Here is a 13106-nt window from a genome sequence, read left to right on the forward strand (position 1 = left end):
AGCAAGGTTTCCAGCCGGAGCTTATGGCCCGGCCTGGCGTACCCTTGCACTGGCAGGCTCAAACCAACTGATCCGCCTTGTTTTAACGGCCTTTAACCGGTAACTTAGCGACACTTCAGCGTGGATTTGCTGCAATTATCGGCAAAATTTACAGATAACATCGATAAAAGACGAGCTCATGGCAATACACTCTTCCTATTCTGCCGCAACCTTACGTGGCGATCTGTTTGGTGGTTTAACCGCCGGCATCGTTGCTTTGCCTTTGGCGCTGGCTTTTGGCGTAGCTTCAGGCGCAGGTGCTGCCGCCGGTCTCTATGGTGCTATAGCGCTGGGCTTGGTAGCCGCATTGTTTGGTGGCACCCGGGTACAGATTTCCGGCCCAACCGGCCCGATGACGGTGGTGTTTGCCTCGGCTATTGCGGCTTTAGGTGGCAGCTTTCAAATGGCGCTGGCGGTGGTGCTGGTGGGTGGGGTGCTGCAAATTGCGCTGGGTTTGCTCAAAGTAGGCGGCCTGGTGCGCTACATACCTTATCCGGTTATTTCCGGCTTTATGAGCGGCATTGGGGTGATCATTATTTTGCTGCAACTGGCGCCCTTAATGGGGGCAGCGCCGTCACCCTCGCCGCTGCAAGCCTTGGCAAAATTACCGGATACGCTGGCAGAGCTGAACCTGCAGGCTTTAGCACTTGGGCTAATGACCTTCGCCATTGTCTGGTTTACCCCGATGCGCATCAGCCGTTACCTGCCATCGCCTTTACTGGCGCTTTGTTTATGTACCCTGGCCGCGGTGCTGCTGAAGTGGCAGGTGCCGGTAATTGGTGATATCCCAACCGGCCTGCCGGAGTTTCATCTGCCGCAGTTTAGCCTGGCGCAGTGGAGCCTGATTTTCACTTTGGGGCTTACCTTGGCGCTGCTTGGCACCATCGATAGCCTGCTCACTTCGCTGGTGGCCGACTCCATCACCCGTACTCGGCATAAACCGAATAAAGAGCTGATAGGGCAGGGGCTTGGCAATATTCTGTGCTCCTTTATCGGTGGCCTGCCGGGGGCTGGCGCGACCATGCGTACTGTGGTCAATGTCAATGCCGGTGGCCGCACCCGGTTAAGCGGCATGGTGCATGCGCTGTTTTTGCTGGCCTTATTACTGGGGCTGGGCCCTTTGGCAGCGCAGATTCCGCTGGCGGTGTTGGCCGGTATTTTGGTCAAAGTCGGGCTCGATATCCTCGATTACCGCTTGCTGAAACGCATTTCCGGTACCCCTAAGCCGGAAGTGATCATTATGCTCAGCGTCTTTGCCCTGACGGTATTGGTGGATCTGGTGATCGCCGTCGGTGTTGGCGTGGTGCTGGCGATGGGCCTGGTGACCTGGCGTATGGCCAAAACGGCGCATATTCATCTGGAAGACGACGAACTGCTGGATGTACCGGATGATCCTAAGCACCCTGGGGTACGACTGGTGCGTTTAAGCGGCCCGTTGTTTTTTGGCTCAATGGCCGAGATGCTGGATCGGATGGACAAGGTCGACCAGGTACTGGATACCCACGACATCGTGCTGGATTGCCGCGGGGTCGATTACATGGACCTAACGGCGGTGTTTGCCATTGAAGACATGCTGCAAAAACTTCAGCACAAAAAATTGCGGCCCAGGTTGCTGCTGGATGACGACGCGCTGTGTCAGCGTTTGTTGGCACTGCAAAGTGCTGTTTTTACCGAGCAAACGCTGTGTATGTCGGTGGAGCAGGTGCTGGAACGGTGTCGGACGACCGGCAAAAGGATAAGCAAGCCATGATCACCATTCAGCTGGACCCGCTCGAATCTGCCGCCGTCATCGAGCTGCTGCAGGGCCATCTGGCCGATATGTACGCCACCTCGCCGCCCGAGAGTGTGCATGCGCTGGATTTAAGCAAATTGAAAGCGCCGGCTATCCGCTTTTGGACCGCCTGGGAAAACGAAGCATTGCTGGGTTGTGTCGCACTAAAGCAGCACAGTGCCAGCATGGGTGAAATAAAATCGATGCGTACCGATCCCAAGGTGCGAGGCAAAGGGATTGGCCGGGCTTTGCTGCAGCATGTGTTGGCCGAAGCTGCGGCCAGCGGCATCACCGATCTCTATTTGGAAACCGGCTCGATGGATTTCTTCCAGCCAGCCCGTTCTTTGTACCAAAGCGCCGGCTTTGTGTTCTGTGGCCCTTTTGCCGATTACCAGGACGATGAGAACAGCTGCTTTATGCACAAAAACCTGCAGGTGGCCGCAGATATGGCCGAGCCGGTGCAGCGCCAGCTCGATGCGTACAATGCCAAAGACTTAGCCGCATTTTGCCGCTGTTATCACCCGGATATTGCCATTTACCGCATGCCGGCAAGCGCCCCGGCGCTGCAGGGGCTAGACGCACTGCGGCAGTTCTATGCCAGTGAGCGCTTTACCTTACCTGCGCTTCGCGCCGAAGTGCTAAGCCGGATGGTGGTTGGCAACAAGGTGATCGATCACGAGCGGGTGCATGGTATGAGCGAGACGCCATCCGAAGTGGCGGTGGTGTACGAGGTTGATGCTGGCCTCATTAAAAACGCCTGGTTTTATCCGGCCAGCGTTTAATCCATTGCTTTGGCAGCCTGAGTCTGATTTTGTGCCCGATACTGTGCCGGGGTCAGGCCAGTACTGGCTTTAAAGGCTTTGTAAAAAGACGAACGGGCGTTAAAGCCAACCGCCATGGCGATGCTGAGTACGCTGTCCTGGCTGTGTTGCAATAGCTGCCTGGCAGCTGCGACCCGTGCTTCATTGATGTAGTCGTAGAAGGATTGCTGCAACCGTTGGTTTAAAGTCTGCGACAAATACTGTGGTGATACCCCAAGCTGCTCGGCCAGTTTGTACAAGGTCAGCGCCGGATCCAGGTACAGTTGTTGCTGGTACACTGCTTGCTGCAGCTTGTTCGCTATCCGCTCTGTTTGCGCTTCTCCTAACGCCGAGCGCTGGTATTTGTCGGCACCGGCTGGCTTTACTTCCTCTACCTCTTTCACTTCTGCCGCTGCTGGTGCTTGGCTATCGGCCTTACTGAATACCTCGGCAAAACCCGGCTGCTGCTGCAAACCACAGTAACAGAGCAGCCATACCAGCAGCAGTGCCAACAGTAGCACGCCGGTATCGCTGAACCAGGGCGATGCCAGCTGCTCGCCAGTCAGCAATACCAGCACCGCATAGCCCCAATTAAGCAGCAGGGCAGCCATCAGCCCATCGAGCCAGTACAGCCTTTTGCCGCTATCGGCCGCAAACACTTGCCTTAGTTGCTGGCGATAACGCCGTAACCGCCGGCTAATGCGAAGCAAATACCAGAGGCTAATTGCCAGCCAGAGCAGGGTCGCCAGCAAAAACAGCACAGCGGTGATCAGCGCTTGGCCCTGCAGCGGGGCAGACTCCGAGAAAAACAGCGCCTGTTGCTCCGCTTCGGGCAGGGTATAAATCAGCACGGCCAGCGGTAAGGCCAGCAGCTGAGTCCAGTAGCTGGCGCTATCCCGCCACTGCCAGCGCCATTCGGTACGCGTGCATAGCGCCTTGGCATACAGGTACAGGCTGGGTGGCAAGGCAAAAAAAGCCACCGGCAAGGCTGCGATGTACAGGAAGATCAAGCTTGGTGCCAGCTGAAAAACCAGCGGGCCAGTGACAATCAGCGCCAGTGCCACTAAGGCAAGCAGCAAGGGCGATACGTAAGGCTGCTGCGCTACACGCAGCAACAGCAGGTGCAGGCTAAACCCCAGCACGGCCAGTGCTGCGGTGCCCAGACTTAATTCAGCCAGATTTAACTCAGCCAGACTTGGCTCAACCATGTTTAGCTTATCAAGCAAGGCGTGCACTCTCTTCGTGGTATTTGAGACTTAGTGTACGGCTTTTTCTGGGACGCCCCTAGTAAAAAACTGTCCGCGCTTATCGTCCCGGACGACAGACAGCGCTTTAATCGTGGATAGTTCGCCCTGATGACACTTTACTTGTAACCGCAGGAGTAATCTATGCAAGCGACTTCATTAGCATCATCAGGCAATTTGGCACCTTCAACCAGCCCAGCTCCTTCAACCAGCATTGTACGGCTCGGGGGCATGGCCACCATCGGTATGGCCCTGTGTTATGTGTCGATGTTTGCGATTTTCTTTGGGCTGGTATCAGCCCCTCTCGGGCTGGATACCCTGGGGCGGATCGAGTTTTTGCAGCAAGGTCGGTTGCTGTTTGCCATCAGTTACAGCATGGGTTATCTGCTGTTTGGGATTTTGTTAGCCATCAGCTTGCAGGCTTTGCAGCAGGCGATACCGGATAAACAATCTGCCCTGGCGGGGTTAGCGGATCGCTTTGGCTGGATCTGGGTCACGCTGATGATGGCCAGCGGCATGACCTATCTGATTGGACTAGATCGGCTTATACAGCTGGCCAATACGGATCCGGTACAGGCTGAAGCGCTGTACCATAGCTTCTGGTTGATAACCCATGCGCTGGGGGGCGGCATTGAACTGGTCGGGGGGCTATGGGTTTTGCTGCTCAGTATCACCGGCCTTAAACAGCAATGGCTACCGAAAGCCCTGCATCTTTTGGGGCTACTGATAGGCACTCTGGGCATCCTCACCGTGCTGCATACCGTGCCTTATTTAAAAGACGCCTTTGGCCTGTTGCAGATTATTTGGTTTAGCTGGTTGGGGATTGTATTGGTGTGCACCACTAAGGTTGGGGTGAGAAGGGAGTCAAGCTCCGATTAAACGTATGGGGTCAAGCACCATCCCCTGCATCTGTTGTTGTCGTAGTCCTTTGAGCTGCTGGCAAAGCAGCTGTTGGTAGGGTTGAAAGGCGGGGCAAGTCGGGCGTTGTTCGATGGCGGCCAGGTACTTGAGCTGTGCATCGGGCAGCATGGCTGCACTGGCCTGTTGTTGCAGCTCGACAAAGGCTGGCAGCAACATGGCTTGATAGCCTTCGTTGAGTGCAATGCTAACGCCTTTGCCATCAAAATCACCAAAGTAGATGGTTGGTTTTTGCAGGTTAAGCCAGGCGGTTTTGAGTGCTTTGCAGCCTTGGCTGTACAGGCGGTCGCCACGATAAATCACCAACGGCTGTTGGTAGGGTAGCTCTATTGTGAATTGTGCCAGTTGGTAAAAACAATCGAGGTTTTCCACTACCAGCAGGGTGTCGAATTGGTCCAGTGGTAATTGTTGCCAGTCGGTGTCGATGAACTCCGTATGAAGGCCTGCTTGCTGCGTTGGTTGATTTAAACGCAGCAGTACCCGCTGCTGGCGCGGTTTTAAGCCAGCGCTTTTTAATTCCTGTTGACTGACTTTGGCCGCTGCCAGCCGGCTTTGCGCTGCCAGATTATCGCGAAAACAGGCCTGGCCAAGCTGGTGCTGGGCTGTGGCAATAGCGGTCAGCAGCGCCAGATCAAAGCGAACTTTAGGTAAGTTGGCGCTGTGAGCTGGTAAAAGCTCCTGCTCAATGCACCAGTGAACCACCTGCGCAGCCGCTTTTTTACCAGGGTTTACGGCTTCGCTGCCACTACCCTTAAGGCGTTGCTCCAACTGGCGCAGCCAGCTCAGGGCCTGCAGCCCCAAGGCTGACTGCATCAGGCTGCCTTGAGCGCGATCTGAATATCGCGGATCAGCAGCAACTGGTTGACAGTACTGGCAGGTGCTTCATCGCGGCGGATGGCAAACATCTGCTTTTCTTCTACCGGCAGCGCCTGGTACTCGGCGATGATTTGATAGAGCCAAATCTCGCTGTCCCATGCCAGCTTTTGTTGCTCTAAATAATCCAGCGCGCTGAGTTTGCCGCCCTGATCAATCACCCGCAGGTAGAAGTTTTCGACATCGGTTTTCAGTGCCTGTTGACGGGCGGCGATTTCTTCATCGGCCAGTAGCTCTGCAAAGCTGGCGCTGTGCTGCTCCGGCAGTTCAATGCTGCTGGGCCTTGGCAGGGAGCGTACCAACTCGGCCAGCACCGACCGCTCGCTGGCTTTATCCAGCGCAATGGCGGCCTGTGGCCGAATCGCTGCAGCCTGATTGAACAACGCCGGTAACTCGGAGCGATTGGGGTAATCGGCTGGCTGGTATTTCGGATGCTGGCGCAAAAAGGCCGCCATATTGGCAATTAACAGCGAACGGGCCTGCTGCTGACGGAACTTGGCCAGCAACTGCACCAGCCGTTTTTGCACTTCCAGCAAGCTGCTGTGGTGCGAGCTGAGCTGGTTTTGCAGCTGGCTGACCAGCAGTTTACGCAGGTGGTTGTTGCCTTCCGATAGCTCAATCAGCTCGTTGAAATCGAGCAAATCCAGGCCGTCGAGCAAACGGCGCAGCTGCTTTTGCGCCCGTTCGTTTTCGCGGATTTTATCGTCCAGGCTACTGACAAAGCCAAAGTCGCTGTTCAGCCGGTGCCAGAGGCTGTCGATGGCCTCTTCAAACTGGCCGCTTAAATCGTGCACATGCTCGGTCAGGCGCTGAAGTTGCAGCTCGGCCACGCTGTAATCGCCTTTGAACTGCGCATCGCGGTAGGCCTGTACCCGGTTGCGGATTTGCTCCAACTTCTCGGCCACATCGGCATTGATCTGGCGGCGGTTTTCATCGGCCACCATACTGGCGATCAGTTCGCTGACCAAAGGCCTGAGTGCCAGCGGTTGCTGCTCATCCGGCCGCCATAAAATACGGGCAGCAATCAGCTTTTTCAGCGCGCTTTCGCTAAAAACCGTTTCATCGATATGGCCATCCAGATAACCCTGCATCAGCGCCTTGTGGTGTTTGCCCAGCAAAGCCAGGCGCTCGGCACCGATGCTGAATAAATTCGAGGCCAGCTGTGAGTCGAGCGGGGCCATCAGAGCAGCGCCTCCTGACTGGGAGTATCGTCCACCGGCAGCTGCTCTTCATCGCGGATAAAGCGGATCACATCCAGCAGATAATCAATTTTGCCGGTGACGATGTAGTACTGACGCTCGCTGTGCGGTTGCAGCAGATAGCCGTGCTCTTTTAAACGGCGGAAAATCAGTTTCACCTGACTGTCGAGCTGCTCGCTCTGGCTGTTGAAAAAACGGTCACTGGCCAGCGCATTCAGCCGCTGGCGCAGGCTCTGGTTGTCTTCGGTGCGCAGCACAAACTCCTGCAGCTTGATGGTATCACCAGCTGTCAGGGCGCTGTCGCGGCCCAGGGTTTCCTGCACCAGTTGCAGCCATTCCAGCAGTGGCAGCAAGGATTGCACCGTTAGCGCAAACTGGCTGCTTAAATGCTCACGGGCTTCCTTGGTCAGCTCGTGGTAACCGAGGTAAAACACCGAGCCATCGTCGTTGCTGACCAGCCGGCGGTTCAGTGGCCGCAGGTAGTGGTTGATCTCCTGCTGGGTTTGCTCCTGGCTGAGATGACGGAAGGCATCTTCGTCGCTGATTTGACAGATAAAGTCACCGGCCAGCAGCCGTTCCAATAAAAGGCCGTGTTGCAGCATCAGCTGGCCTCCTGCTGTTTCTGCGCCAGTCGCTCAGCAAGGCGGCTGACTTTGGGTTGAATGCGCTTGAGCTGCCGTTTACTCGGATCCTGCTGGCTGGGCTCAATCAGATAGCGGTGCTGGAACAGCATCAATACATCGGACTCCGGATTCGGGAAGGCACCAACAATCACGATGTCGTTGCTGCTGCAGGCCTGGAACAGCTTTTCCACGTTGTGGTAGGCCAGGGTACCGATTTCATCAATTGGCCAGTGAATGCTGACCTTGGCATCGCCTCGCAGCAAACGGGTAAAGGCCAGCAGGTATTTGCACAGGATCAGGTAGGCCATACCATGGCTGGAGGACTCCAGCAGCTGGCGGTCGTTCTTAATCACCAGCTCAGAGCCGCCTTCGCTTAAATGCAGCTCCAGTCGCAGCAAGGACTCAATGCTGTACTGCTCGTCGGCGCGCAGCAGCTCGACCACATCGGCCAGGGCATTCAGGTACTGCTCCGACGGCAGGGCTTTGCCGGAGGAACCCCAGTCATCGTACAGTTTGGCGAAGTGTTTTAGCGGCTGCCAGAAACCCAGCTCGTCGATGGTGGATAAAATCCGTACTTCCGAGCGGCTGATGCCTTCCAGCACCAGATCATCGGCCACGGCTTCGCTTAAGCGGCGGCTTTGCAGCGCAATACGGCGGTTGATATCGCTAAAGACGGTAAAGAACTTTTTCAGATCGCCGCCGATGTTCTCGCCCATCTCCAGCAACTGCTGCTGGGCATCTTTTAGAATACGCAGCAAATCGGACAGGATCGGCAACTGCTCGCGCTTACCGGCGTAGTCGGGCAGTTTGCGTTTTTCATGCTCCAGCCTGTCCAGGAACTCGGGGCCGGCATCTTTGCTCAGCATGCTTTCAAACTGCTCCATCGCCTGCTTGAGTGCGCTATCGAGTTTACTGCGCTGCTCCAGTGCTTCGTTGCTGCGGGACAATCGCTCAATCACATCGGCACAGGCCGCCAGACTGGCTGGTTTGACGGTACTCAGATGCAGCTCGGCCAGCTTGCTTAAGCAGGGCTTTAATTGCGCTAGTCGTTGCTCGGCGTGTTGCATCTGCTCCTGATGCTGTTGCTTTTGTGCATCCAGCTGCTTTTGCTGCTGGCTGTAATCGGCTTTTAATTGCTCCAGCGCCTGACGGCTGCTGCGCTGTTGCTGCTTCAGTGAGGTTTCCTGCTCCAGCAACTGCGGCCGCAGTTGTTGCCAGTCCAGTTGCATAAAGCTTTGCCAGGCACTCAGCTCGTTCTGCCGCTCGGTCACGCGCTGGATCTCGGTTTTTAGTTGCTCCTGCTTTTGCCGCAGCTCGGCCAGGCGGCGCGGATCAATGCCCTTGGCGGAGAGCTCTTCGGCAAAAGCCTGTTGCAGTTCGCGCAGCTGGCTTTTGTTGTCTTCGCGCTTACGCTCCAGCTGGCGCTCCAGCTCGTCCATCTGTTCGTCGAACACCTGCAGCTCGGCCTGCCAGTCGGCTTTCAGCTCCATTTTCTGGCTGTTGTGATCGTCCTTTAACGCGGCCAGATCCTGTTGCTGCTGCTGTTGCAGTTTGTCCAACTGCTGCTGACGGGCGCTTAGCTCCGAGCGCACATTGGCCTGGCGCTGTTTCACCAGCTCGCGTTGCTGGGCTTCCAGGCGATTGCGGGCATCGCGGGCGTAGTCGATGTTTTGTTCGTACTGGGTCAGTTGCCACTCGGCCTGCTCCAGTTGAGCACGGGCCAGCTCGGCCTGTTCGTACTTGTCTTTTAACGCTTTTTCAGCCGCTGCTTTGCTGGCGTTGGCCTGCTCCAGCTGTTGTTCGGCACTGTGCAGCCGGTGGCGAATAGCCGCTTCGTCCTGGGCGTAATCCGGTGTGTCGATGGCGGCTAAATCCAGCTGCAAGCCATAGAGGCTGTCGGTCAAATCGAGCAGATGCGGCTGCAAGTCGTGCCGTTCCAGCAGACGCTCGTCCAGTACCTTGCCCAGTTTCTGCTCCCAGCCGTGGTAATGCAGCCGCAGGAAATGGCGCAAACTGCCTTGCTCGGGGCTTAACTGGCGCTGCAGGTGGTGCAGTTGCCGCTCGGCGCTGTGCTGTGCTTTGCGGCTCGCTTCCAGTTGCTGGTCGGCCTGCTCGCGTTGCTGCTGCGCTTGCTGGTGCAGCTTCTGCAATTGCTGCAGCTGCCGCGCTTGCTGTTGCGCTTGCTGCTGGGCTTGCTCCAACCGCAGTTCGGCGGCGCGCAGCTCGTCGTGCTCTGCTTCGGTCAGCGGCGAGGCGCTGAGCTGGCTTTGCAGCACAGCGATGGCGCTTTGGCAGTCGCTGAGCTGAGTGGCGAAGGTTTGTTGTTGCTGCTGCAAGCGGCTTTGAAAGGCCTGCTCCAGCGTGGCCAGTTTGGTGTCCTGCTGCTCGCGGGTCTGATCTTTTTGCTGCTGCAGTTGCTTGGCTTTGGCTCTGTGCTGCTCGCTTAAGCGGTTAAAGGACTCGGCCAGCTTGGCTTTACGCTGCTCCAGCTGCCGCTCCATATCGCCATGCTGCTCCACCATCAACTGGTACTGTTCAGCCAGCTCCTGCAGGGTCTCGCGCCACAGTGGCAGCGCATCGGTATCGCGCTGCAGCTTCGGCATGTCTTTGCTGTCAAAATCATCAAACTGTTGCTGCAAGCGATCGAGCCGGGCCGAGGTTTCATGCAGGCTGGCTTCGACTTTGGCCAACTGGCTGCTCTGCTCCAGCTGTTGCTGCTGGTACTGCTCTTTGGCGCTTTGCAGCTGCTGGCGCAGGCTTTGCACCTGCTGCTCGGCATCGGCGCGTTGTTGCTTTAACTGCTGCTCATCCTGCTCCAACAGGGGCAGCAAAGCCGCCAACTGGGCTTCAGCCCCATCCAGTTGCAGTGCCAGTTGCTGCAGCCGCTCGAAATCCTGCTGCAAGCGGTCCAGTCGCATCGATTGGCGCATTTGCTGGATCCAGTCCCGTGCCTTGGTGTTTTTTACCTTGGTGGTCGGCAGGGTGACGCCATCTTCTTCAAAAATAGCTGCCAGCATCGCTTTTAAGGTGTCCATCTTGCCTTCTTTGGCATGGACGGCGCTGACCAGTTTTTCGATATGACGCAGCTTATGACCACTGGCGACCAGGCTAAAACTGGCGGCCAACCGGCGTAGTTTGACGCTGTCGGCATTGTTACCACGCAGCGCAGCGGCATCGTTCTGGATAATGCTGCGGTACTCGCTGGTGGCGCTTATTTTGGCGGACACCTGCACATCGGGCCGGGCGCGCATGGCGCTGGCCCAGTCGTTGTAGCTCAGAGCTTTGACACCGTCATCGCTTTGCTGCAGGTAGAAGTCACTCTGATAGGGCGCGCCGACAAAGCGGTACTCGACGCCGCCATCGCTTTTTTTGGTCAGCACCACCTGGCAGATCTCGCCATTGTCGCGCTGGTATTCGTACACCAGGTAGCTGTTGGAATAAGGCAGGTAGAACTCATCAAACTTTTTGCGGGTTTTGGGTACCACCCGGTTTGGCTGCTCGCCATAAAATACCGGTACCAGCCGCTGCAGGGTGGTTTTGCCCGAGGCATTGGTACCGCAAATATTGGTGTGTTGATCCAGCTGCAACTCCACCACACCGGGCAGGTGGGTGTGGATCAGCACAATACGAAGTAATTGAGACATAGCGCATCCTGTCGACAGCTTCGGCTCGCTGCCATGGGGTCATTTTTTGTCGTGTTGTATACTTGGGCATAACGGCTATTATCCACAGATTGGCCGTAAATGCCAAAGAGGAAATCAGCGGTTGCTGTCAATAACGGCGCTGCCTGCAGTCAGGTTGCTTAACTGCTGGCAAAAGACGGCTTCAGCGCTTTGTGGCAGCCGGATGGTCAGGGTGACCTGGTGGCTGTAATCGCTGCTTAATAACTCGCCCTGATGTTGGCTCAGCAACTGCCGTACTTTGCTTTCATCGGCAAAACCAAGTTGAATACTAAGCTCGGTTTGTGGGCTGACGGGGGCTAGCTCAGCCAGGTTAGCCGCTTGCGACACCGCGGCCGAATAAGCCCGTACCAGACCTCCGGCACCCAGCTTCACACCGCCAAAATAACGCACCACCACCGCCAGGCAATTGCCGAGCTCACGCTCGGTCAACACATGCAGCATCGGCCGGCCAGCCGTGCCGCTCGGCTCTCCATCGTCGCTGCAGGCCTGCGCCTCGGGCTGGCGGGTATTGCCGATGCTATAAGCCCAGCAGACATGGCTGGCATCGCGGTAACGGCTACGGTACTGCTCAACCCACAGCATGGCTTCATCGCGGTTTTGCACCGGCTGCAAAAAGGTTAGGAAGTCGCTGTTTTTTTCCGATAGCCGGTGTTCAACCGGGGTGGCAAGGATGGTGTAAGTTTGTGTTTTGTTGTTGGGAGTATTCATGGCGGCGCTAGTATAACGAAAAAGAGGGCCATCGTCTGTGCCCTCTTGTTGAAGCCGTCACGCTATTTTTTATAGTACGTAACTGATGTGCTGGAAGAACCGCACCGTCAGGTTTTGGTGGTTGCCATCAAAGCCGATGCTTTTGCTGAAGCTGCGCAGTGCTTCTTCCACCTGGTTCATAAAACGGCCATAGCCCATTTCAGTGTGGTCTTCCTTGCTTGCCACCAGCACAAAATGCGCGCTTTCTACCAGATTATCGGCCTGCCAGAAGGTCAGGTACTGCGGCTCGGTACAATCCGGGTTAAAGCTGATTTTTTGCAGCTCACGGTTTTTATCGTGCTGATCCCATTTGCTGTTGCGCACCAGCGGGGTAAGGCCGTTGGCGACCATTGCCAGTCGGTCCAGTTTTTTGCCAGCGCAGGCTTGCTGAAATTTATCCTGCAAGCTTTGATACAGCGGGCTGAAGTCGTTGCTGCGTTCATGCAGCAGCTGTTGTTTCAGCGTCCGGCTTAGCGGTAGCGTGACGGTGACATAAGTAATTTCACTGTGCTCGGCCGGCAGCTCACACTGCCTGGCCTGATAGCGTGGATATAAGCCACGCAGTTTGTAACCGTAGCTTTCTTTATGGCCTTTGGTTTTGGCAAAGAGATCGTACGACAGGTGTTGATGATCGCGCAGCTTGATGGCACAAGGCTCGGCCAGCTGTTCTTTCAGTTGCTTTAGCAGTTGTACCACCTTGCCGTGGAAGTTGGCGGCCTGGCTGCGCAGTTCTTCACCGGTGGCAAGAAACAGCAAGCGGATTTTCCGTGCCTGGTAGCCAGGGGTGGCAAAGAGATTTTGGCCTTCATGGTATTTGGGATTGTAGAAAAACAGAATTTGCTTCTCGGTTTGAAAGGTGTAGGACTCGGTATGAAAGCGCACCACCGGCAGCTTATCGTTGGCAATCAAGTGCACATTGCGCAGCTCCAAAGCATCGGCCAACTGAAACAGCTGCTGAGACAACCCCTGATAGCAGTCATCCGCGCTGGCATAATGGCTGTAAAAGCCATCGTCCAGTTTGATTTCGGCCAACAGATACTGGTTGGAATGGGCATTGGTTGGAATGTAAACGCGATGCGGGTTGTGCGACGCCATATAAAGACTCCCTGATTTATGCAATAGGATAGATGGCGTTAAGTCTAGACCAGACTGACGATGATTTTATTGTTCTGGAATAAGTTTTGGTAGGGCTTTTCAGGTAAGGGGAGA

The 13106-nt window shown here is 56.0% G+C and carries 10 protein-coding genes and 1 pseudogene; 4 read left to right on the top strand and 7 right to left on the bottom strand.

Annotated features, from left to right (window positions below; genetic code table 11):
• The first annotated feature begins 178 nt into the window (after nucleotides 1-178).
• From ABC502_RS12550 to ABC502_RS12560, 3 genes and pseudogenes are all read left to right on the top strand, one after another.
• Entirely contained in the window at nucleotides 179-1789 is a 1611-nt protein-coding gene (locus ABC502_RS12550; protein ID WP_345916112.1) for a SulP family inorganic anion transporter, read from the top strand.
• Nucleotides 1789-2229 (top strand): annotated as a pseudogene (locus tag ABC502_RS12555) (GNAT family N-acetyltransferase); the annotation flags it as partial. The gene ABC502_RS12550 and the pseudogene ABC502_RS12555, both read left to right, overlap by 1 nt.
• Before the next feature lie 27 nt (nucleotides 2230-2256).
• Nucleotides 2257-2592, top strand: coding sequence for a nuclear transport factor 2 family protein (locus ABC502_RS12560; protein ID WP_345916148.1), 336 nt, complete (start codon nucleotides 2257-2259; stop codon nucleotides 2590-2592).
• Here the strand turns inward: ABC502_RS12560 and ABC502_RS12565 are convergent.
• Nucleotides 2589-3818, bottom strand: a complete 1230-nt coding sequence (locus ABC502_RS12565; RefSeq protein WP_345916113.1) for an AraC family transcriptional regulator — start codon at nucleotides 3816-3818, stop codon at nucleotides 2589-2591. The two genes, ABC502_RS12560 and ABC502_RS12565, sit on opposite strands and share 4 nt — an antisense overlap.
• Before the next feature lie 180 nt (nucleotides 3819-3998).
• Between ABC502_RS12565 and ABC502_RS12570 the strand changes: the two genes are divergently transcribed.
• Entirely contained in the window at nucleotides 3999-4733 is a 735-nt protein-coding gene (locus tag ABC502_RS12570) for a hypothetical protein (protein WP_345916114.1), read from the top strand.
• Here the strand turns inward: ABC502_RS12570 and ABC502_RS12575 are convergent.
• From ABC502_RS12575 to ABC502_RS12600, 6 genes are all read right to left on the bottom strand, one after another.
• Nucleotides 4719-5585 (bottom strand): Wadjet anti-phage system protein JetD domain-containing protein, encoded by an 867-nt coding sequence (locus ABC502_RS12575; RefSeq protein ID WP_345916115.1) that lies wholly within the window; start codon nucleotides 5583-5585, stop codon nucleotides 4719-4721. The two genes, ABC502_RS12570 and ABC502_RS12575, sit on opposite strands and share 15 nt — an antisense overlap.
• Entirely contained in the window at nucleotides 5585-6826 is a 1242-nt protein-coding gene (locus ABC502_RS12580; RefSeq protein WP_330089260.1) for a hypothetical protein, read from the bottom strand. The genes ABC502_RS12575 and ABC502_RS12580 overlap by 1 nt, the downstream gene beginning before the upstream one ends.
• Nucleotides 6826-7446, bottom strand: coding sequence for a hypothetical protein (locus ABC502_RS12585; RefSeq protein WP_345916116.1), 621 nt, complete (start codon nucleotides 7444-7446; stop codon nucleotides 6826-6828). The genes ABC502_RS12580 and ABC502_RS12585 overlap by 1 nt, the downstream gene beginning before the upstream one ends.
• Nucleotides 7446-11111, bottom strand: a complete 3666-nt coding sequence (locus ABC502_RS12590; protein WP_345916117.1) for an ATP-binding protein — start codon at nucleotides 11109-11111, stop codon at nucleotides 7446-7448. The genes ABC502_RS12585 and ABC502_RS12590 overlap by 1 nt, the downstream gene beginning before the upstream one ends.
• Nucleotides 11112-11225: 114 nt before the next feature.
• Nucleotides 11226-11858, bottom strand: a complete 633-nt coding sequence (locus tag ABC502_RS12595) for a YigZ family protein (RefSeq protein ID WP_345916118.1) — start codon at nucleotides 11856-11858, stop codon at nucleotides 11226-11228.
• 69 nt (nucleotides 11859-11927) lie between these two features.
• Nucleotides 11928-12992 carry a DUF3083 family protein gene (locus tag ABC502_RS12600; protein ID WP_330089254.1) on the bottom strand — a complete coding sequence of 355 codons (1065 nt, stop codon included), beginning with the start codon at nucleotides 12990-12992 and terminating at the stop codon, nucleotides 11928-11930.
• Nucleotides 12993-13106 lie beyond the last annotated feature (114 nt).

It is taken from the genome of Alkalimonas sp. NCh-2 (genome assembly GCF_039631345.1).
Classification (GTDB): domain Bacteria; phylum Pseudomonadota; class Gammaproteobacteria; order Enterobacterales; family Alteromonadaceae; genus Alkalimonas; species Alkalimonas mucilaginosa.

Excerpts from the sequence above, each read along its gene's own strand:
- ABC502_RS12570 (WP_345916114.1), top strand. The coding sequence starts at position 3,999 with ATGCAAGCGACTTCATTAGCATCATCAGGCAATTTGGCACCTTCAACC.
- ABC502_RS12595 (WP_345916118.1), bottom strand. The coding sequence starts at position 11,858 with ATGAATACTCCCAACAACAAAACACAAACTTACACCATCCTTGCCACC.
- ABC502_RS12590 (WP_345916117.1), bottom strand. The coding sequence starts at position 11,111 with ATGTCTCAATTACTTCGTATTGTGCTGATCCACACCCACCTGCCCGGT.
- ABC502_RS12585 (WP_345916116.1), bottom strand. The coding sequence starts at position 7,446 with ATGCTGCAACACGGCCTTTTATTGGAACGGCTGCTGGCCGGTGACTTT.
- ABC502_RS12550 (WP_345916112.1), top strand. The coding sequence starts at position 179 with ATGGCAATACACTCTTCCTATTCTGCCGCAACCTTACGTGGCGATCTG.
- ABC502_RS12575 (WP_345916115.1), bottom strand. The coding sequence starts at position 5,585 with ATGCAGTCAGCCTTGGGGCTGCAGGCCCTGAGCTGGCTGCGCCAGTTG.
- ABC502_RS12600 (WP_330089254.1), bottom strand. The coding sequence starts at position 12,992 with ATGGCGTCGCACAACCCGCATCGCGTTTACATTCCAACCAATGCCCAT.
- ABC502_RS12580 (WP_330089260.1), bottom strand. The coding sequence starts at position 6,826 with ATGGCCCCGCTCGACTCACAGCTGGCCTCGAATTTATTCAGCATCGGT.
- ABC502_RS12560 (WP_345916148.1), top strand. The coding sequence starts at position 2,257 with ATGGCCGAGCCGGTGCAGCGCCAGCTCGATGCGTACAATGCCAAAGAC.
- ABC502_RS12565 (WP_345916113.1), bottom strand. The coding sequence starts at position 3,818 with ATGGTTGAGCCAAGTCTGGCTGAGTTAAATCTGGCTGAATTAAGTCTG.